General features: G+C 54.0%; 11 protein-coding genes. 3 read left to right on the top strand and 8 right to left on the bottom strand.

All coding sequences use genetic code 11. The annotated features are described in order from the left end of the window. Positions 1-91: 91 nt before the first annotated feature. From CGZ80_RS07360 to CGZ80_RS07350, 3 genes are all read right to left on the bottom strand, one after another. Positions 92-361 (bottom strand): HAMP domain-containing histidine kinase, encoded by a 270-nt coding sequence (locus tag CGZ80_RS07360; protein WP_094412889.1) that lies wholly within the window; start codon positions 359-361, stop codon positions 92-94. Beyond that, positions 333-6,392, bottom strand: coding sequence for a PAS domain S-box protein (locus tag CGZ80_RS07355; protein WP_094412887.1), 6,060 nt, complete (start codon positions 6,390-6,392; stop codon positions 333-335). Before CGZ80_RS07355 ends, CGZ80_RS07360 begins: the two co-directional genes overlap by 29 nt. A 242-nt stretch (positions 6,393-6,634) precedes the next feature. Next, complete coding sequence (locus CGZ80_RS07350; RefSeq protein ID WP_094412885.1) at positions 6,635-11,908, bottom strand: protein kinase domain-containing protein; 5,274 nt, start codon at positions 11,906-11,908, stop codon at positions 6,635-6,637. A 230-nt stretch (positions 11,909-12,138) separates the two neighbouring features. Here CGZ80_RS07350 and CGZ80_RS07345 point away from each other — a divergent pair, with 230 nt between their 5' ends. Then, positions 12,139-12,990 carry a hypothetical protein gene (locus CGZ80_RS07345; RefSeq protein ID WP_143543786.1) on the top strand — a complete coding sequence of 284 codons (852 nt, stop codon included), beginning with the start codon at positions 12,139-12,141 and terminating at the stop codon, positions 12,988-12,990. A gap of 273 nt (positions 12,991-13,263) precedes the next feature. Here CGZ80_RS07345 and carA read toward each other — a convergent pair whose 3' ends face one another. The 4 genes from carA to CGZ80_RS07325 form a co-directional block, all read right to left on the bottom strand. Then, entirely contained in the window at positions 13,264-14,415 is a 1,152-nt protein-coding gene (gene carA / locus CGZ80_RS07340; RefSeq protein WP_094412881.1) for a glutamine-hydrolyzing carbamoyl-phosphate synthase small subunit, read from the bottom strand. Between the two features lie 270 nt (positions 14,416-14,685). Next, positions 14,686-15,447: a class I SAM-dependent methyltransferase gene (locus CGZ80_RS07335; protein WP_233148284.1), complete on the bottom strand. Its 762-nt coding sequence runs from the start codon at positions 15,445-15,447 to the stop codon at positions 14,686-14,688. 47 nt (positions 15,448-15,494) lie between these two features. Next, a complete protein-coding gene (locus tag CGZ80_RS07330) occupies positions 15,495-16,628 on the bottom strand; it encodes an FAD-dependent oxidoreductase (RefSeq protein ID WP_233148283.1) in 1,134 nt (377 codons plus the stop codon). Positions 16,629-16,632: 4 nt separating this feature from the next. Beyond that, a complete protein-coding gene (locus CGZ80_RS07325; RefSeq protein ID WP_094412877.1) occupies positions 16,633-16,833 on the bottom strand; it encodes a hypothetical protein in 201 nt (66 codons plus the stop codon). Positions 16,834-17,063: 230 nt separating this feature from the next. On the opposite strand from CGZ80_RS07325, the gene CGZ80_RS07320 reads away from it, so the two are divergent. After that, a complete protein-coding gene (locus tag CGZ80_RS07320; RefSeq protein WP_094412875.1) occupies positions 17,064-18,059 on the top strand; it encodes an aspartate carbamoyltransferase catalytic subunit in 996 nt (331 codons plus the stop codon). Positions 18,060-18,081: 22 nt separating this feature from the next. Next, positions 18,082-19,383, top strand: coding sequence for a dihydroorotase (locus CGZ80_RS07315; protein ID WP_094412873.1), 1,302 nt, complete (start codon positions 18,082-18,084; stop codon positions 19,381-19,383). A gap of 4 nt (positions 19,384-19,387) precedes the next feature. Here the strand turns inward: CGZ80_RS07315 and CGZ80_RS07310 are convergent, their stop codons facing one another. Next, complete coding sequence (locus tag CGZ80_RS07310; protein ID WP_094412871.1) at positions 19,388-21,919, bottom strand: DUF1549 domain-containing protein; 2,532 nt, start codon at positions 21,917-21,919, stop codon at positions 19,388-19,390. Positions 21,920-21,958 lie beyond the last annotated feature (39 nt).

Here is a 21,958-nt window from a genome sequence, read left to right as displayed (position 1 = left end):
GCCAGACAGTTAGAGCTCTCGCTTAACTCTGCTGACCATGTCGGTCAGCTAAGGCGTACTCACGCCCGCCTTGGCGAGTAAGCGGTATTGTTCAACCATTTGCATCATCTGGCAGCGAATCGATGACCATTTCGATGCGTTCGCTCAGCAGCTTTAGGCTGCCTTGCATCAACTCAATGAGCTCCTGATGATCACGCTCATCGTCGCGTGACAAACGAAGTGCCTCCAGGTTCATCATGAGACTGACGAGATCGTTCCGAAAGTCATGTTGGACCTTTCGCCAGTCTGTCGAAGCGAGCTTAGAAGCTCGATCTGCTTGTTCGGAGTTGACTTTAGGTGTCTTTTTGGATTCGTAGTTCATTCAACAGGCGATGAATCACATCGGGTTCAATTGGTTTGACAAGATGTCGATCGAAACCCGCATCATGAGTTTTGCGAACGTCATCTTCTTGTCCCCATCCGGTCAGTGCGACCAGCACTATGTCTTTGCCCCATGGCTCGGATCGTATGATGCGAGCCGCCGCGTTTCCATCCATGACTGGCATTCCGATATCCATGATTATAAGGTCAGGTTGGAATTCACGCGCTGTCTCGACCCCTTCCGCTCCATTGCTTGCAATGCTGACTAGGTTGCCGAGTTGTCTAATCACGATACTCAATGTCTTTGCGGCGGCGAAGTTGTCGTCGACGACCAAGACTTTGAGTTGCTTTTGAGGCGGTGTTGTGTCCTGCTTGCCGAGAGATTCAACGGCGTCCGTTGCGATCTTCAACGGTGTGACTGAAACGACAACCGGCAACTGGACGGTAAAGGTCGCTCCTTTATTGAGCCCTGCACTTTGGACGCTAATCGAGCCACCATGCATATCGACCAGTGACTTGACCAACGAGAGTCCGATTCCTAATCCCGAATTTCCGCTCGACTCATTCCGTTCGATCTGCGCGAACATTTCGAAGACGTGCCGGATATCTTTTGCCTCGATCCCAATACCGTCATCCGAAACACTGATGACAGCTAGATTCGGCTCGAGCGTTGCGGTGAGGTTGATGTTGCCGCCCGATGGTGTGTATTTGGCGGCGTTGTTGATCAGATTAGAAAGGATCTGTGATAGTCGATGGGGGTCACCGTTGAGAACCGCATCTTGGTCCGGTAGCTGGATCTCGAAGTGGTGACCGCTTTCTTCGACCATTGGCCGCGAGATCTCAACGGCGTCTTCAATCATCGATTGGAAGCTTAAGTTTTCACAACGTAGACGCAGCTTCCCTTTTGATATTCGCGAAACGTCCATCAAATCGTCGACAAGTGCAACCATGTGCGCCAGTTGACGTTGCATTGTTTCAAGCGTGTCTTCAACCAGGCTTGGATCGTCGCCGGCGAGTCGGAGAATCTCGAGTCCAGAACGAAGCGGCGCGAGTGGATTACGAAGCTCATGGGCTAATGTGGCTAAGAATTCATCTTTGCGTCGATCTGATTCACGAAGTGCTTCTGAAGCGTCCTTCTGTTCGGTAATGTCTTGAACGAATCCCATTAGGCGAGTTGGTTCGTAATCGGGTTCGCGTTCTGCATTGGCGACAACCCAGCGCAAAGCCCCATCGGGTTTGGGGATCCGGACTTCGACGCTGAAGTTGTTCTTCGACTCGACTGACTTCGCGAGTGCCGTCTGAAATCGACCGCGATCTTCAGGGTGAATTGCTGCGAGAATTTGCTGCAGATCGGTAATCGCGGATGGGTCCAATTCGAAAAGGTTGGCTGCCAGACTGGAGACACGGAACTCATTGGAACTCGGTGTCGCTTCCCAACTTCCAGCGTTGGCAATCTCCATCGCTTTCCGGAGCCGACTCTCACTTTTCAGGATCAGATCCTCTGCATTTTTCTGGGCCTGGATATCCACGTTCAAGCCGACCCATTCGCGGATTCGTCCGTCATCGAGGCGGACGGGAACGGCGCGTACGGCAGTCCAACGGTACTCGCCGGTATGATGTCGAACACGGTATTCAATTCGACAATCGCTTTGACTTTCCACCGCGGCTTGCCATGCATCTGATGTACGCTGTTGGTCGTCGGGATGAATCGCTTCCAGCCATCCCCATCCGATCCACTGCTCGTAGGTTTGACCGGTGTACTCTCGCCATGACGGCGAATCTTCGACGACCTTGCCGTTCGCGTTCGTTGTCCAAACAATCTCTGCTGTCGCATCAATCAGCGCGCGGTAGCGTTTCTCGCTTCTGCGTAGATTCCGTTCGGCTCGCTTGCGATCGCTGATGTCGACAGCAGACGCAATCAAATATCTCAAGACACTATTTTCATCGTATACAGGCGAAAGCATGTATTCGATTTCAAGCAGGGTTCCGCCAGCGACTTGGATCACTGCGTCATGCCGAATTAAACTGCCTTTTCGAACAGCCTCATGAGCAAGGATGATGCCCTGCCGCGAGTTGTCGTCATAGTTCCACCAAGGTTGGTCCCATTCCTTGACACCGATTGCATCGTCTCGATCAATTCCTGTGCGATCCAAGGTGGACTGGCTGACTTCGAGCGTTGTCCCTTCACAATCCATCAGTGCGACGAAGGCAAGTTGATTGTCCAAGACGCGTCGCAGATAGGCTTCTCGGTCACTGAGCTTCGACTCCCAAAGCTTTTGCTCGGTAATGTCGATCGCCGCCCCGCACAAACTGACAATTTCGCCTTCATCGTCACGTTCTGGTACGCCGCTGGCCCGAAGCCAAATGTATTGTCCGTCGCGGTGAAGCATTCGGTGCTCGACCTCATAGCGAGTCTGCTTTCCGGCGATCACCTGATCCAATTGATTTTGAACGTGCCTGTAGTCATCGGAATGGACAAGCTTCAATACTTCCGTCGTGTGGTTGTCGAAGTCGTCAGGAGAGTACCCCAAGATTTCAAACAATGAATCGGACCACTGGATCTGTTTGGACTCGATCTGCAGCTCCCAGGAGCCAACGCCCCCAGCGCGCTGCGCTACCTCCAGTCGACGATTGAGCACAAAGAGCTCTTGTTCGGTATGTTTCCGCTGGGTGACATCGTATGCCATGCCGAACCACTCCCGGACCATTCCCCGTTCGGTCGGGATTGGGGCCGCGGAAACATTCATCCAGCGATATTGGCCGTCGCGTCTGCGGACACGATGTTCACTTCGGAACGGCTTAAGTGTGGCGGTCGAAATCCTCCACTGCTCCAACACTTCGTCGATATCTTCAGGATGAAGTGCATCTTGCCAGCCGACACCGAGATGTTCGTCAACCGACTGTCCGGTGAATCGCATCCATGACAGTTGCGGATCCGTAAAAAGTCCGGACGATGGACACAACCAAGTAATCGCGCTGGTCGCGTTGATGACCGTCCGATAACGATGTTCGCTACGGCGTAAGTTATGCTCGATCGCTTTCCGTTCAGTGACCTCTTGAAAGACGATGTTGACACCCATGATTGTGCCATCGGGCTGTTGCAAGGGGACGCAACTCGTCAGGAAAGTACGTTCAAGGCTGAGTCCCTCGGTCTGTCCTTTGACCTCGCGTTCGTGGATCGGTCGACCGGTTTCGATGCTGTGCTGTACCATTTCGGCAATGGTCCCAGCGAATGGCGCTGGTAGCACGTCGGCGATGTAACGGCCGAGATGTTCTTGAACCGTCAGACCTGTGATCGACGCGAGGCGATCGTTGATGTTGACAAACTGTAAATCAGAATTGACGAACGCGAGACCAATTGGTGCGGTCGAGTAGATGTTTTTGTTCTGCGCCAGCTGTTGTTCGGCGTGCTTTTGTGCTGCCAAAAGATCGGTGATGTTACTAAACGTCATCACCACGCCTTGGATCCGGTCGTCATCGGTGCGATACGGCAACATGCGACGCTGATACCACCGAAGCCCATCGAGGCTTTGGACCCGTCGTTCCCGTGGCTGAAGATCTCGTAATACCGCTTCGGCGTCTTCGATCAAGTCCGGGTCGGTAAATCGCGTTGCGATATCGACTAGCGGGCGTCCAAGGTCACCTGCGATGAAGCGAAACAGTTCGGCACAGGAAGGCGTGTGGCGCCGAATTCGGAACTGTGAATCCAAAAACACCGTTGGGACTTCGCTGCTTGTCAGGAAGTTCTCTAAATCGTTCGTTGAATCCTGGAGCTCACCGAATTTCATTTCCAGTTGATTGTTCAGAGTGGTGAGCTCTTCGTTGAGTGATTGCAGTTCTTCCTTTGATGTCTCGAGTTCTTCGTTGCTGGATTGTAACTCCTCGTTCATCGTCATCGCTTCCTCGTTTGCCGCTTTCAATTCTTCGTTAGCGGATTCGAGTTCCGAGATCGAGCTGCTCAGTTGTTCCCGAGTGGTTGCAAGTTCGTGTTCAAGCTCCATCACCGTCTGCTCGGAAACGATTGTTTCCTCAAGCTGACTTTCCGGCGACGCCTCACCGGAGAGCACTGATTGATCGACGACGTATTCCTGCGGCGTGAACACGATCAGTACGGCCGGATCGTCTGGACGTCCCAGAAGCCGACTGATTCGCATCTGGCATTGTTTGAAAGTGCCGCCCCGCTGGACTTTGCCCTCCAGGTCGATTGGCTGTTTGGATTTCCACGCCTGGCGGATGCCGACGCGCAGCTTAGCTTTGATCCCTCGCCGCGTGACGTCGATTAAGTCGGGCAATTCAGTGGTCAGTTCCCCGGTATTGAGCTGCAAATAAAGATCCGCGCAGCCCTCGACAAACAGGAGTTTTCCTTGTTCGTTGACCACCGCAACGGCGCGATCAAGTTGTTGCAATACCTGCCGCTGCACACACGCGGCGAGTCCCGAGTCACGACGCGTTGGCCTTCGCAATTCGCTCGTCCCGTCGTATTCCTTCGAGATCGACGGGGACACCGATTCGAACGCCGTATCGACCGGCGGCCAACTTCGTGTGGCGGTACGACGAAATAGTCGGAGCTTCTTCGAAATGGGTGCGAAAAGGTCTCCGGCCCGTCCGACCGATTCAGTATTGCCAAGAAACAAAATGCCGCCTTCCTTTAACCCGAATTGAAAGACATCTAGAACGCGGTCCTGTGCTTCCCGTTCAAGGTAGATCAGCAAGTTTCGACAAAGGATCAAGTCGAGCTTCGCGAATGGCGGTTGTGCAAGAACGTTCTGGCTGGCGAAGACCACCGATTCTCTTAACTGCTTCGAAATTCGATATCCGCCGGTTTCTTTGTTGAAGAACCTTCGAAGCTGCTTGGTGGAGAGATCTTTTTGAATCGCATCGGGATACAATCCACTTCGCGCGATTGCGAGTGCGTCTTCTGCAACGTCGGTTGCGAAGATTTGAAAGGGTGCTTCCTTTCCGCGGATTTCGGTTTGTTCGAGAAGCAGCATAGCGATCGAATATGCTTCTTCACCGGTGGCACATCCCGCACACCAAACACGCAACGGGGCGTTCCGACTGGCGCGGTCAATGAGTCCCCCTAGATGTTCTTCTAGTTGCTGCCAAGCTTGCGGATCACGAAAGAAGCGGGTCACTCCAATCAGCAAGTCACGCCGTAAAGCCTCTCGCTCGTTGACGTTATCTGCCAATACATTCGAGTAATCGGACAAGGCTTCAAGTTGAAGTAGGCCCATTCGCCGACGAATACGACGTAGCAACGTGTTCTTTCGATAACGACGAAAATCGTGTTTCAGTTCACGTCGGATAAGATCCAAGATTGGCGAAAGGTCCGATTTTTCGTTGCGTGATGCGGCTTGTGCGGAAAGCGGGCCGTGCTGGCGACAAAAGTCAACGTAGCTTTTCAGCCTGGTTCCGATCTGATTTGCGGGCAGCACATAATCGATATGCACCGTGTCAATCGCGGACTGCGGCATCCCAGTATGCTCGGCATCCTGTGGGTCCTGTACGACTGTCAAACCGCCATAGTGTTTAATCTCCCGAAGCCCTGCGGTGCCGTCTGTCCCGGTTCCAGACAACACGATACCGATGCCGAATTCGCAACTGTCTTCGGCGAGAGAATTTAGGAAGTAATCGATCGCCATTCGCGAACCGCGAGCGTCGTTCGGTTGACTTAAGTGTAAACACCCGTCTTCGATTGAGAGGTATTGTCCCGGAGGAATTACATAGACCTGATCGGCATCGACCAGGGTTTCCTCGTTTACCTGCGAGACCGGTAACGAGGTTCGTCGGCTAAGAATATCGACAAGCGAACTTGAGTGTGTTGGGTCGAGATGCTGAATGATGACGAATGCCATTCCGAGATCGGAAGGCAGGTTTTCGAGCATCGAAATCAGGGCACTCAATCCGCCGGCGGATGCACCGACGCCAACGACGATCGGTCGTTGTCTGGAATCAGAATGATCGGTTGGGTCGAGTTGCTCGGGCGACTCTCTATCTGGCGCAAGATTTGAAGAACTTTCCGCTTCACTCATTCCGTCGCTGTACTTTGGAGGCAAGAATCCAACGCTTCGAATCGCTCGCGTCCGAAGTGAAGACTGCCAGCGCTATTCAATCGTGGAACAGCGTACGAGCGGCGACATCGCTCTTTATTCTACCTGTCGCCCGAAGAGAGTCGCTACAGTGCGCAAACATCGAGTTTCGCATTTCACGTCGAATTCGAAGCATTTTCGTCCGCCGCGAATTCGTAATAGAGATGACAAACGCAGCCAGTGAACTATTTCATTCCTTTGATTGCGTTGATGGCAGCTCGTCCGATTGCGGCTGATTCCAATTGCTCACGCGATGCGAGAGCAACGGAATTTTCGAGACTGGAAATCAGCGCCGCGCGGCGTTCATCGTTAAATTCGCTGACGTAGAGACGTTTAATTTCCGTAAGCTGTCGATTCTTCGGGACATCGCTGGTTTCCTGTGTTGCGACACGAAACCAGAAGCCAAGTGAAAAGAGTACGACTTGGTCGCATGCGTTTATTGTGTACGGGCTGAGCACCTCTGATTGACTGGTGAATGTGGCCAGCTCGGCTGCGAAGCGGATTGCGTCTCGCTCATCGCGATCCATCATGACCTGCTGTCCATCGATCAACAATTCCGCCAACTTCAAATACTCGCCCCCCGTCTTGGGATCGATCCAGCGTGATAGTGCTCGCGCACCATCGGACAAGTCGACCATCAAAGTGTCATTGGGATGTGATTCGCCAATGGCCAAACGATGGCTGAATTCACTGACCGCATGGATCGAGACTTTTGCCATTTGGAAGCTGCCACTATCACTCTCGGAGAAGCCTAGTTGCGGCGGTTGGCGTCGCTTTACAGTCTCCAAGATGTAGGTGAACAGTTGAGGATCGTTTGATCGGGCGATCAAATCTGTGAGTGTCCCCATGTTCCTTGCAAACTCACTCGGTGTTCCACGACCGCCAGCGAGTTTGAGCGTCGCGATCAGTTTCAGCCACTTTTCGTCCGTATTCGAAGCATTGGCCGACGCACCATAGGTCAGTGCGACAGCCCACATAACGTCGATATGCCGAGGGTCATCACCGGAACGGGGCGATGACAGTCTCTGAAACAGGCGATCTGCCAACTGTTCGGCTTCGTTGACAAATCCGCGTGCCAGTTCGACATTCATCTTCCAAGTCCACCATTCGATCGCCTTGAACTCATCGTCCGCCATATTCTCTTCATTCGGCGGAAAGTCGAACGCGTCATTCGCACGATCAAGGATCCGTAATCGCTCGTCTCCTTCGAAAAACCCTGCCTGACGATACAGCGCACGGCCCAGCGAGTACTGTGTCTTCAAATCTTTTGGCACACGTTTTTTAGCTTCACTGAATGCATCAATAGCGTATCCAAAGTATTTCTCACGACGCGCGACCTCGACCTCTGTCGCGCCAGCCGAACAGTAAAACGCAATGTCCTCGCAAATGTTTCCTTTCGTGAGCCAGATCGTGGTCAAACTAAAATCCGTCTCTCCATCCCATTTCGCTTGGTGAGCTTCGAGTGCTTGCAGGTTGAGTTCGAAAGAGTCCAGCAAGATCGGTAGCTTTTTTCCAACATCGTTGTAAAGGAAAGCTAAACGTACACCCAACGCGGCAGATTCACACAGCGACTCGTACCGTAGTTTCAGCAAGCGGGACGTTTTAGGCGATGTCTGATCAATGGTTTGAATGACAACCGCTTGTTGCCGCCGAGAGCGATCAAACCACTCTGCGCGTTCGACCGGATCAACGGTTTCCTGACCAAGCGACTGGAACGCTTCGGCATGAAGCCATGCCACCATCGTTGGATCCGCGCCAAGCGAAGCGGACTGTTTCGCAAAACTGAGGAACGCCTCAGCCTTCGGTTCCTCAAGAGCGAGAAACAAGTCAGACAACTCCCGAAAGATTGGTTGGCGACTGGGAACGGGTTGGTCCTGCGGATCAAGTCCAAAGATTGACAAGGTGATCGCGTTTCTGATGCGTCGACTGGAGTCTTGATAGAGTTTTTCGATCGACTGATCGGAATAGACGACGGCAGCCAATTGGCAAAATTGACGTACTGCCTGGGGATCGACCTGGTTGCCGATCAGTTTGACAGGAAGGATTCCGGTCGGATCCATCTCGATTGACGTTAAGACAACTTCTTCGACGGTTGGACGTACGACCGTGCGCGTTAGGCTTGATTTTGAAAGCGACTCGCTCTTTTCAGGACCAAATTTATCGATCCCGAAAGTCTCTAAAATTCGAATGGCGGGCAAGAGCACCATTTGACTGGCGATTCGAGATTGACGCTGTTTGTCACCGTCACTTTGGTACGAAGCTAATCCAACTTGGTGAATCGCCAGCAGGATCTGATTCGTAAGTTCGCTGTTGTTAGATTCTCCCGTGAGTCGATCGGATAGGATTCCTGGGACCTGAATCCGATCGAGTTCATTTTCATTGCTCGCTACCGTCTTCAAGAAAAGCTCTGATTCAAGCTTGTATGAGACGGCATTGTCCAGATGATCGGCAAGCAGCTTTCCTGTTCGAAGGTACTCCGAAGCCTTCGCAACCTCATTTCGGTTGGTCGCTGTCAATCGATAACGGCGGGCATCGACCTCTTCGTCGCGCACACCAGACACGTCGATCGCCTCCATCGCCAGACGGTCTGCTGCCGTGACGAGCCGCCAATCGCCCAGTGACAAAATTGATTGGCGGGAGCGAGTGCGAAGCCGTTCGTCGGCAGACGCAATGGGCGTGTGCTGAATCACAGAAACGGCAACCATCAAGAAGTCACGATAACTCTCTGAAACGATGTCCAGAACAGAAGGTTCGTCCACCCCGATCAACTTGGCGGCAGATTGAATTTGCGAAGGTGATACGTCGCCTTGTCGCAACGCTTGCTCGATTACAACGGCGGCAACCAACTGTGGAAATAGCTTCGGTTCACGCAGACGCTGCATACATTGGGCTAGGTTCGGATGTAACTTTCCGTTCGAACTGATGACACGGTCGTCTGGGAATCGAAGGGCCGACAAAATCGGCGTCGCAAAGGCAGTTGCTGGAACGCTTACCGCGGTCTCCGACTCGATTACCTGCAGCACCTCAGCTTGCCGATCAAATGGAACATCGATCGAATCAAATGATTGGGACACCAGCTTTTCATTGACATTGTCAATGAAATGTTCGACCACAGGCACAAGTTTCAGTGCACGCAGCTTGGTGTTCGATAAGTCCATTGCTTGGAGCGTGTTTAGCAGTTCAGACATCGCGCGAACGTTGACCGGTATCTGTTGTAACTGCGTAATGAATCGAATCACTTCGCGACGCTGTTCGTCAAGCTTGTCCGCCGATCGCAATTGTTCCAAAACGCCGGACACCTGATTCCAATCATCATCGATCACCGACTGACGAAGTTGCGCGAGCAACCGGTCCGTCTCAAGGAGAGGGAAATCGCGGCGAACTTGGTCCAATACTTGTTCGGAAAGTGATGGCGTCGGAACTGCCCCCGTCGCAACCGGCTCGACCGATCGTACGAATGCTTCACGAAGTTCCAACCACTCCGAAAGGAAAGGTTCACGACAACCTTGCACGCTCGTTAGACGTTCTGCACGCGCGATGTCCGTTCGTCGTTCATCGTCAAGCCATTCATTGGGTGACCAATCGCGAATCGGCTTTCCTTCCGTTTCTCCTACCGCAAGCAATACCGCAGCGAGTGATTCAGGAACTGTGGTAAAGTCCAACGACGCGGGCTGATCCCCGTCGATCAGTTCACGTAGTTCGTCAAGCGAAACACTATCGACCGGCGATTGATCAAGCAGCTGAAACCGAATCCGTCCGGCGGTCAGTAGGTATCGGAACTGCTGCAGTTGCTGACGAAACGCGTTTCCGTCCGCCGTGCCCCAGCGCTCCAGTCCTAAGAGTATTGACGTTTTGACGGATGCTTGTTGTTCGGAAGTTGTTGCAACCGCTGGGTCAAAGATCGCCAGGCAATCGGAAAGTGCGGAGCGACGGTCAGAGGACTGAAGTGACTCGCCAGACGATTCGATTTCGGCCAACGTTTCATGGACACGACGCAGTAGTCGAATTGCTGCATTCGCATACAACTGTTGACTGGCAGTCCGAATATTTTCCTCGTCTTCGGTTGACGCGACCTCAGGCGCTTTCTCCGCCAAGTCCGCGGCTTCGCTCAGGACAATGTTGACCAGCGTTGAATTGGACTCAGTAAAGTTTTGCTCGTTCGTCTTATCAAAACTCGATTGAGTTCTCGCCAACAGTTCCTTTGCTGTTTGAATTTCGCCCTGGTTAAACCATTCGTTAAAGCTGGTTGGGAAAAAATACCACCAACCGGTCCCGCCAAGTGTCATCGCGATCAGCAACACCGCAATGGTTGCCACGATTCGGGCCGGAGTGATTCCACCGCTCTTATCGACCCCGGCGGCGATGGCGAAAGCGGTGACCATTTCGGTGCAGGAGCGATACCGTTTCTTCGGATCTTGCGCGAGAGCTTTCTGAAGGACTTTGCGTTCCGGGGGCGTCAGCGCGCTGAGATCAAGTTTGCCGGTCGCCTTGGCAACCAACATGTTGGCGTGAGTGGTTACGTCGAAGGGCAATAAGCCCGTGCGCAATTCGTAGTAGGTCACGGCCAACGAATATTGATCGACGTAAAGCTTTTCACCGGAGACCGTCGACAGCTTTTCACCGGCTAAGATTTCGGGGCAGGCGTACGCCGGTGTTGCATGCGTTTGCTGTGTAGCGCGGTCATCCGCTTCGATCTTCTTGGCAAGACCGAAGTCGCAAACCTGTGCTTCTCCACCGACCAAGAGGATGTTTTGGGGCTTGATGTCGAAGTGATAGACATCGTGTTCATGATTGAGCAGGTCGATGGCGCTCGCGGACGCGCGCAGGTACCGAATCGTTTCCGTCGCATCAATTCCCATCGCCGTTTCGGTGTCGTTGTCGTCCAGTCCGGCATCACGGCGTATGAATCGCAAGCGATCGTAAAGCGTGCAATCGCCAAGCCCCATGACAACGATCAATTGTTCGGCAGTGACTTTCGGCTTTGTAACTGCCTCGTTCGATCGATCGCTATCCTGTGTGGATTTGCCGCTCGGATTTCCCCCGCCAAATGCCGCGTCGAGCGCATTTGGGTCGATCGCCATCGTGCCTTCGACGGGCCGTTGATTTGGCGGTTCCGGTGGGCCGCCGGCCATGCCTGGAATCACATGCACTGAATCGAGGGTCAATTCCTCGGTTTCACCATCGGCAAGGATTCGTCCGCTCGCATCCTTCGTCCAAAAACCGAAAAGCGGGCACAAATTCGGATGATGGACATCGCGAATCGTCTTCAGTGCCTTCAGTTCTTTACGTCCGCCGACGTCTTTCAACGAGCGGACAACTTTTAAAGCGACTTTGATCCCGCCTGCGGCTTGTGCCTGCCAGACGTCGCCAGCCATCCCGCTGCCGAGCGGAGCGATCAACGTGTAGCCGGGAACGACTTCCATTCCGGAGTGGAATTCAACGGGTGGCGGACTGGTCATCAGACGTCTTCGAGTGAGTGAACCGGAGTCGATTGTGCGGGAAATAACGACAGAAGAGCCGCTCGTCCTAGTGTTGTCTTAACAGGTTAACATGGTCCGGCAACAGGCGACGTTGCAAAATGTCAACGTCCTGGCTTGCCCCCCCAACCTTGTAACCTAGGGTTGATGCGAAACCGCAACGTCTGCGGCAAATTCACTACGTCTGATCACCGTCACGAAAGTACGAAACCATGTTTGCCGCAACACGATTGGGCTCGTCCCTTCTCCCGCTCGCCTGCCTGTTGGCCGCTTTTTCCACACCCGCTACCGCTTGCGACGATTGCAACCGATGCCAGGGGACCGGTTGGTGTACTGAAACGATTCAAGTCCCATGTACGGTGATGAAGACGGTCACTGAAACCTGCTATCGCGACGAAGAACGCGTGGAAACAGTTCTGGTTTCAAAAACGATCACCGTCGAAAAAGAAGTTCCGTACGAGTACAACGCTCTCGTTTGCGTCGAAAAAGTTGACGAGCAGGTGATCGAAGTCAAAACACCAAAATTTCGTTGGGTCGAACAAGAGTACGAAATCATGGTGCCAGCCAAAGACACCGTCACAAAGATTCGCAAACGCACCGAATGCGTCCCTGTTACGGTTCAGAAAACCTGTGTCGAAGACCAAGGTTGCTGGAAAACGGAACTGGTAGCGACCGCGACCTGCGGCGGATGCAAGTGCACCGAAAAGAAAGTCTGGTGCCCGAACCTTGTTGAGGTCACAAAAGAGGTGACCGAGATGCAAGAAGTCTGTGTCGAAGAGCCCTACACCTGTGAAGTCTGCATCACCGTACCGATCAAGAAGACTCGCAAGGTCAAAGAGTATTTCACAAAGACCGAAACCAAGACAATCAAGCACCCCTACAAGACAATGGAATACCGCAAGAAAACCAAAATGGTTACTGCATGTATTCCGGAATGCGTTGAAGTAGAAGAACAACGCACCGTGACGGTGAAGGTTCCCTACACCGTCGAAAGGCAAGTACCATGCACGGTCATGCAGACCGTCGAGAAACGATGTGCCTGCAAGTGCGGTTGCGAGGGTTGATTCAATCCGCCCATCAGCCGCATTGGCGATAGCGTTTCGATCAATGGACGCGGTGATTGACACAAATTAGCCGCATTCGCGATAGCGAGCGGTTGTCTGAATCAGAAACCAATTTGCGATTTGCAATGTTCAGTTTGCAATTTGCAATCGGTTGCGCTTTGATGCTTCACGAAACCGCCCGCTAGCGAGTTTCGGCTGATGGACGCGGTGATTGGCGCTTATCAGCCGCATTCGCGATAGCGAGCGGTTGTCTCTGTTCTGCGGACTTGCGACTTAGCGGCCTGCGGCTGCACCGGTCAGCACGTCTTGGAAGCGCTCGAACAGATAATGACTGTCGTGCGGACCTGACGATGCTTCCGGGTGATGCTGGACACCGAACGCAACTGCGTCTTTGTGACGAACACCGGCGACGGTGTTGTCATTCAAATTGCGGTGGGTGATCTCCAGGCAATCGGGAAGGGTTTCTTCTTCGACGGCAAAGCCATGGTTTTGCGTCGTGATTTCAACTTTGCCCGTTTCCAGGTCAATCACGGGCTGGTTCGCACCACGGTGACCGAATTTCAGTTTGTAAGTCTTTGCGCCAAGTGCGAGCGACAGGAGTTGGTGCCCCAAGCAGATTCCGAAGACAGGTTTCTTCCCAACGAGCGCGCGTATCGTTTCCTGAGCATAAGTCAACGGCTCTGGGTCTCCAGGACCGTTGGACAGGAACACACCGTCCGGTTGCAGTGCAAGGATTTCGTCAGCGCTGGTGTTTCCGGGGACGACAGTGACTTGGTTCCCACGGTACGCGAAGTGACGCGGGATATTCCACTTCATTCCGAAGTCCATGCAGACGACGTGGGCGCCGTTTGCGGCCTGTGCTGATTCACCTCGAAGCCGATCGACTTCGGCGGCGGTCCAGTCGTCAAGCTTGTGGTCCCACTTCACGACCGACTTGGACATGACTTCTTGAACCAAATCACGCCCCACCAAACCGGGCGAGTTCTTCGCCTTTTCAACCAGTGAAGCGTCGTCCAGATCGGTGGTGGAAAGGATTCCACGCATCGCACCCTGTTGGCGAATGCGACGGACCAAGGCTCGTGTATCGATCCCGGAAAGGGCAACGATATTGTTCTGTTTCAGATAGCTCGAGAGATCACCCTCGGCGCGGTAGTTGCTGAACACGCGACTGTCTTCACGAACGATGAAGCCCGAAAGGGAGGGCTTTTCGTGTTCGACGTCGATCGAGTTCACGCCGTAGTTGCCGATCTCGGGGTACGTCATCGTGACGATTTGGCCCCGGTAGCTGGGGTCCGTCAGGATTTCTTGGTAGCCCGTCATGGAGGTGTTAAAGACCACCTCACCACTAATTTCACCTTCAGCACCGAAGCCTTCGCCGGTGTAAACGGTGCCGTCTTCAAGTGCGAGTTTTGCCGTGACGCTCATATTTGCAGTAAAGCCAGCTTGAGTTAATTGTCACCGGAGAAGGATACCGCGATCGTGAAGTTTCGGCGAGGGCCCACCGCACCGCATTTGGCCCAATTGGACAAATCTCATCCCCAGTCAGGTTGCGCGGTTGGTTTGGTTCACACAAATCAGGTGATCGCTCGCACAAGCTGGTACGCGAAAAAGAGCATCAAAGATGCATCTCGGTGCAACGGTCAGGGCACCGAGAACCGCGAGCGATTGCTCTGCGGCTGATGAAATGAAATTTGCTTACTTCGATTTTTTGAATCGCAGCAGGTAATTCTCCTCAAACCCGCCAACCTTGACTTCGTCAACAAATGTCAAACCTGCTTGCTCGACTTCGCCTTTGAAGGTTTCTTTTCCGGCGCGTACATGGGTGAGCAACCAGTCTCGTGATTGCCCAGGGATCCGTTCGAAATCGATCAAGACCAATCGCCCGCCTGGACGCAGAGCCCGAACGATGGACGCCAGAGTGTCCTGCGGGGTTTCGAAATGGTGGTAGGTGTCACAGATAAACACCAAGTCAACCGATTCGGGTGGCAATCGAATGGACTTGTCCGTCCCCAGAACCGTCGTGATGTTTTCGATTCCTTCGTCCGTGGCCCGCTTGGCGATGTGCTGCAGAAATTTCGGCGCGATATCGACGCTGTATACCCAGCCGCCCCAGCCGGTGCGTTTGGCAAACAGGCGACTATAGAAGCCTGTGCCCGCACCAACGTCTGCGATCCGGTCGCCCGGTTCGATCTGGCAGGCCGCCAAAACTTCGTCACGCGCCGAAAACGCTTCGCGACTTTCCACTTCGAAACGTTCGATCCATTCGTCGACATTCAGATCATCCGATTTGAAATTGTTGTTGATTCCTTCCGGAACCACACTCAACTCGGCCGCACTTTGCGTCGGTGCCGCAGCCGGGGCGACATCCTGAGCATCACTGACGGACACCGCGGTGCTTACCGCGCAAAGCGTTGCCAACGCCATTGTGCGAACGATTGAAAACATCGAGTCTTTCATGGTCACTAGCCTTATTAAACGAAGAATCAATTGGGGCAGCTCTCAGTTCACTTCTGATAGCGTCTGATGAAATCGCGATCGATGTGGTTTTTGAGTTTCAAACACCAGCGATGATGCAAAGTCCACCTGCGATAGTCCAGCAACGCTTTGCCGTCGCCAGTATTGATCAGCTTCAGAAAACCCTGCTGGGGACGAAACGCTTGCAGTTCCGATCCCTGAATCACTGCATTTAGATTATGCCACAACACCGGACCTTGGCGTACCGCGTAAACCCCCGCTTTCGGACAAGGCACGTCGGGGTTCGTCCCACAGTCTCCCACGGCAAAGATCGCACCATCGCTGTGGGTCTGCAATGTCGCGGCGGTTGCGATGAAGCCCCGGTCATCGGTCTGCAGCCCTAGTGCCGCGATCACCGGTGGGGGGGCCGCTCCTGTAACCCAAACGATCACATCCGCAAAAAGCTCGAGGCCGCTCTTCATGCGAAGCTTTTGACCATCGATTCCCACAACCCGATCTGATTTTGAAACACCAATCCCGCGATCCAGCAAAAGCCGCTCAATCCGGCGCACACTTTTCTCTTTCATCCCATCAGCGATCGCGTCACCCGCAGTGACCAGCTGGATGGTGTGTCGCACTTGTTCGCGAAGCAGTCGCTGCCGAAGACAAAATGAGATCTCGACCCCAGCGACTCCTCCGCCAACCACCATCACGCGGAGCGGCGGATCGTTTGATGCGTCATTGGCGTTCACCCTAGCCAACGTAACCGCCAACGCTTGATCCAAGCGTTCCAAGAAGGTTTGCATCGGCTTGACCGGAACGACGTGCGGCACTTCGCGATACGGTTCATAGCCGAGCGGAACAGAACCGACGCCGATCGACAACGCATCGAATTTCTGTGCTCCGTGGTTGGCAAATTGCAGGCGACGCGAATCCAGATCCAGCCCCGTCGTTTCATCAACGATCAACCTCGCGCCTGCCGCTTCAGCAAGCCGAGGTAAATCGATTCGCGTTTCATTTCGTTCAAATTGCTCTCCCAGTGTACCGGGCATCATTCCCGAATACGTTGACTGGGGAAATTGAGTGACGCAAACCAACTCGCAATCAGGAATTGGTGCGTCGATCCACTGATGCAGAATGTGTGCGTTGGTGTGACCGATGCCTAGGAGAACAACCTGCTTCACCACACTACACTCCCCACTGGTCACCCTGGCCGTTGCGTGCAAGCCTGTCTTCGCGTGGATACAACGACGCCTGGATCCAACGAATTGCGCGGAACGTTTCTAACGCCGTCCCCGTGCGACGTTGATACTCGACCGGGGTTCCGACGTCGAGTATTTCCAAAGATTCGTTTTGTTCTTTGCTCGTGACCAACAGTGCTTCGAACACAAATGCTTGCCTGTCGCTGCGGACCTCCGGTTGCGAATCGTTGTATTAATGGCCGTTCATTGACAAAGCCCGCCGCAAACGGTGGCCAAAGTCGTCAAATCGGGGATGGCCGCCGAGCTGGGAATCATCGAATTTGACCGGTCGCACGATTTGGATGCATGCATTAGGCTACGGTCCCAGTAGAGACAGACAGGTACGTCTTCGAAGGTGCTTTACTCGGACTTGAATGAATGGCATCGGACAGCAAATTGCCGGATTTAACCGGCCTCACAGACTCTTGGAATCGTCGTCACCTCTTGGATTTGGAATCCCTGTCGGCTGACGAAATTCGCACCCTGCTGGACGTCGCGCAGGAACTGAAGAACGCGACGGAAGGCTGCCGCCGGAAACTTTCGCTGCTAAGCGGAAAGACCTGTGCGAATCTTTTCTTCGAAAACAGCACGCGGACCCGCAACAGTTTTTCGCTCGCCGCAAAGCGTTTGGGTGCCGACACCGTCGAATTCGGTTCGAGCGGTTCGAGCACGGCGAAAGGCGAAACGTTTGCCGACACGGCCAAGACAATCGAAGCGATGGGCGTCGACTGGGTTGTCACGCGGCACTCCACACCGGGAACACCAAACTTGCTCGCTCGCGAGTTGACGTGCTGCGTGATCAACGCCGGTGATGGACCACACGAACACCCCACCCAGGGTTTGTTGGATTTGCTAACGATTCGACAACACCGCGGATCGATCGAAGGTCTAACGGTGGCCTTAGTTGGTGATATCGCACACAGTCGAACGGCACGCAGCAACATTTGGGGCCTAAAGAAACTAGGCGCTCACGTGATCATTTGCGGTCCGCCGACACTGGTCAGCCCACGATGGCAGGAACTTGGATTTGAAGTCGCGCACCACTTGGACGAGATTCTGCCGCGATGCGACGTCCTAAATTTATTGCGAATCCAATTCGAACGGCAAAACGCACGTCCATTCCCAAGCGTGCACGAGTACGCGGCGTTGTATGCGATGAATGCCAAGCGGATGCGGCTAGCCAGCAAAGACATCCTGATCATGGCACCAGGGCCGATTAACCGTGGTGTCGAAATCACTCCCGAAGTTGCCGATGGTCCCCATTCGGTAATTTTGGAACAAGTCACCAACGGGATCGCGGTCCGCATGTCGGCACTGTACCTGCTTTCGTTGGCAGACGACCGTTACCGCAGCCAAATGTCCGTCGGTGTCTAAATCAAATTCGCAGTCTGAAGTGATGAATAAAACCGTTTTGATCACCGGCGGGACCTTGGTAGATCCCAGCCAGAATCTGAGCCGCCCTGGCCGTTTGCTGATCAGCGAAGGACGCGTTATCGCGATCGATCCTAAAGAGGCTGATTTGCCGTCGGAATACACGACGATCGACGCAACGGGCTGCTTAGTCGCTCCTGGATTGGTCGATTTGGGAGTCGAACTTCGCGAGCCAGGATTCGAAGAAGACGAAACGATCCTCAGCGGCAGCGAAGCCGCACTCGCGGGCGGATACACATCAATCCTTGCAACGGCCAGCACCTATCCGGTCATCGATTCCCATGGGTCGGTCGAGTTTGTCCGCCAAAAAGCGGTTCAAGCCAACGGCGCAAAAATCCATGTGATCGGTTGCTTAAGCAAAGGGCAAAAAGGCGAACAGATGGCCCAGCTCGGATTGCTTTCCGAAGCCGGCGCGGTCGCGTTCAGTGATGCGCCGCGTGCGATCCACAGCGATGCGTTGCTTAAGCGCGCCCTTGAATACTGCCGAATGCTGAACCGCCCGATCTTCGATCGGCCGGAAATCCCTGAAATGGCCTCCGGCGGTGTGATGCACGAAGGCCAAATCTCGCTGGTGCTAGGACTTCGTGGTTTACCGACTGAAGCAGAAGACTTGGCGGTCGCCCGTGACGTTCGGTTGGCCGAAGCGACCGACGGACGATTACACGTCGGACCAGTCAGCACGATGGGCGCGGTCGATATGCTTCGCCGCGTGAAGTCACGCGGTGTCGTGGTTACCGCATCGGTTTGCCCTCACAACCTGATGCAAAGCGATCGGGTGATGCGGTCGTTTGAGTCTCGCTACAAAGTTCACCCGCCGCTGCGTAGTCCCAACCATGTCGCGACCCTTTGCCAAGCGGTCAAGGACAAAACGATCGACGCGATCCAATCGGGGCACATGCCACGCAGTCGCGAGAAAATGATGAACGACCTCGACGAGACGCCGTTCGGCATGTCCTCGCTGGAGACCTCGTTGGCAACCGCCGCGACAGCTTTGGTCCGTTCAGGAATCTTGGATTGGATCGAACTGATCGATCGGATGTCCACGCGACCAGCCGAAATCGCCGGAATCGAAGCAGGATCGCTCAAGGTTGGCATGCCAGCCGACGTCGTCATCATCGACCCCAACGCCGGTTGGAAAGTTGATCCGAGCGAATTTCGTTCGACGTGTATCAGCACCCCATTTGAAGGAATGGAACTGATCGGTCGCGTTTGTAAGACATTGGTTAACGGCGAAGTGCGTTTTGATTCATCTGTCGATGCGGCTTAGTCGCTCAATAGTTGAACGTGAATTCCCCATTGGTCAAAACGCTCCAGGTGGCGTCTTCTAGACCTGTGCGGCGATCATCGGTGTATTCACCGATGATCGCCAGAAACTGTGTCGCTTCGTCGGGCTGAGGCAAACGGGAATACGCCTTCAAAAATAGACGATCGATGAACTCGCGATCGCTAAGCCCGCTGGCGATTGCCGTCGAGATGCTGTTGTTTTCGGCAGCGAGTTTGGGATTCAGTGTGTCGCCGTTTGAAAGGTGTAGCACCTGAACCATGCTCGGCTCGGCACTGCGTTCACATTCACACGTGATCTCGCGTGGGTTTCTCCCAAACGTTTTCAGAAAGTAAGAATTGACCGAGGCATCGTACAATTCGATCGCTTTCGTCCCCGTCGCGTAAAAGTCCGTCTTCTGTTTATCCGCCCCTGGGAACGCGATCTCATTAAACGTCGACGTTGTGCCAAGCACTTGATCGATGGAATCAAGCAGCACTTCAGCCATTAAACGTCGGGGATAGTATCGACTATGGTACTTCGATTCCGGGCGGTTTTGATCGATTGCGACGCTGCTTCGCTGATACGTTTCACTTTGCAACATCGTGCGCATCAATTGCTTGAGGTCGAATTTGATATCGACGACGTGATCGGCAAGTGCGTCGAGCAATGGGCCATTCGAAGCAGGATTGCTTAGACGCAGGTCATCCACTTGTTCAACGAGTCCTCGCCCGAAGAAGTTGGCCCAAACGCGATTGCAGATAGCGCGTGCGAAATACGGGTTTTCTGGCGAGGTCATCCAATCGGCCAATACCAGTCGGCGATCACCCGGGTTGTCAATATCGATTGGCGGGGCGTCAAGCGGTGCGGGCGGTTGCGGGCGACCACGATTGGGCTGAACCACATCGCCGCTGGCGGCAACGAAGAGTGTTCGCAGTCCGTCGCCATTGCGGCCATCACCGCCCCAACCTTTCGCGCGAACGCGGGCAAACAGATTTGCCATCGCGTAGTATTGGTCGTTGGTCCATTTTTCGAGGGGATGGTTGTGGCACTTCGCGCAGCCGATTGACAATCCCATGAACGCTTGGCATGCGTTCTCGGTCATCTCTTCAGGAGACTGATGCAAGGCATAAAAATTCGTCGCGCCGTTTTCGTCGCTTCGTCCGGTTGCCGTTAACACCTCTTGGACAAACTGATCCCAAGGTTGGTTTTCGCGAACACGTTCACGCACCCATTGGTAATACGATTTCACCGCCAATGGTCGTAATCGGGTGCCATTGATCAGGAGCATGTCGGACCATTTATAGCTCCAGTACGAAACAAAGTCTTCGCTGGCGAGCAGGCGTTCGATCCAACGATCCCTTCTTTGTTCCGGCGGATCAGCAAAAAACTGGTCGCGTTCTTCTAAGGTAGGAAGACGCCCAATGGTGTCGATTGTCGATCGACGCAGAAATACCGCGTCGTCGCAGCGCGGCGAAGGCGCCAGGCGAAGCGTTCTGAGTTGATCGAGATTTAATTCGTCGATGAAGTTCCGTCGCGGCGCCGCATCATAAGCCTCTGACGCGATCATGAATTCATAGGGAACGATCAGCCGCGCGAGCGTTACTCTACTGCCGAACCAAACCAGCGTCGCTGACTCGCCGCTACCGTTGACGGTGACCAGACCGTCTTGGTCAACCCGCGCGACCGACTCGTCTGTCGCCGAGAACTTGGCCAAGTGGGTGACATCTTTCACGCTGCCATCGTCATAGTGTGCACTGACCAAGATCTGCGACTGATCGCCCGGTGCCAACGTCGCGACGTCGGGCAGCACGCTGATCCGCTGCAATCGAGCATCTGAATCACTTGGCCCCTCGGCACCTTGGGCGATCCATTCCGCGATCATGTCGTATTCACGTGAGCCGGTCCGCAACTTCAAACCGCCTTTGTGTGGTAATGCGCCGGTCGGCTTGGCAAGGATCAGACTGCGTCCCGGATCCGCGAGTTCGATCCGCCGTCCGCGAGCTTCTTTGCTGATCGTGAGGTAGTCATGCTGAGGATCGTAGCCTCGGAGAGACAGGCGAAAGCCGCCTTTACCGGCCAATGCCCCGTGACAAGCTCCCATACTGCACCCCGCTTTGGCGAGAACCGATTGCACGTCATTGCGGAAACTCCATCGCGTCGGCTGGTCTGCTTCCACGACGCTGACGGGCACATCAATGGTTTGTTCCCCAATCGTGACGTGCATCGTTGTTTGGCCATTCCGAATCGCCTGGGCAACACCATCCGAAACGTTCACGACGCCATCGTCATCAATCTTGATCGAAATCAATTCGCCAGCAACGCTCGCTCCGATCGAACCGTTTTCCGACTGCACCACGGTGAAATGCTGAATCGCGGACGCGCCACGAAGCTGGATCTCTGACGGTAAGACTTTGAAGTTCTCCGCACGCGAGACAGTGGCAAGACCGACTAAGCAGATTGCGATGAAAGCAACGCGGTTTGCGTTTTGTGCGAACGGTCGAACAGGAAAACGAAATCGATGTTGGCGGCGGGTCCACATCGTGTAGCACCAAAAAGAGGAGGGAGGTGGGGAGAGCGA

The sequence above is a fragment of the Rhodopirellula sp. MGV genome (assembly GCF_002251265.1).
Lineage (GTDB): Bacteria > Planctomycetota > Planctomycetia > Pirellulales > Pirellulaceae > Stieleria > Stieleria baltica_A.
The sequence above is the reverse complement of the archived record's forward strand: the minus strand, read 5'-3'. Positions and strand labels throughout refer to the sequence as shown.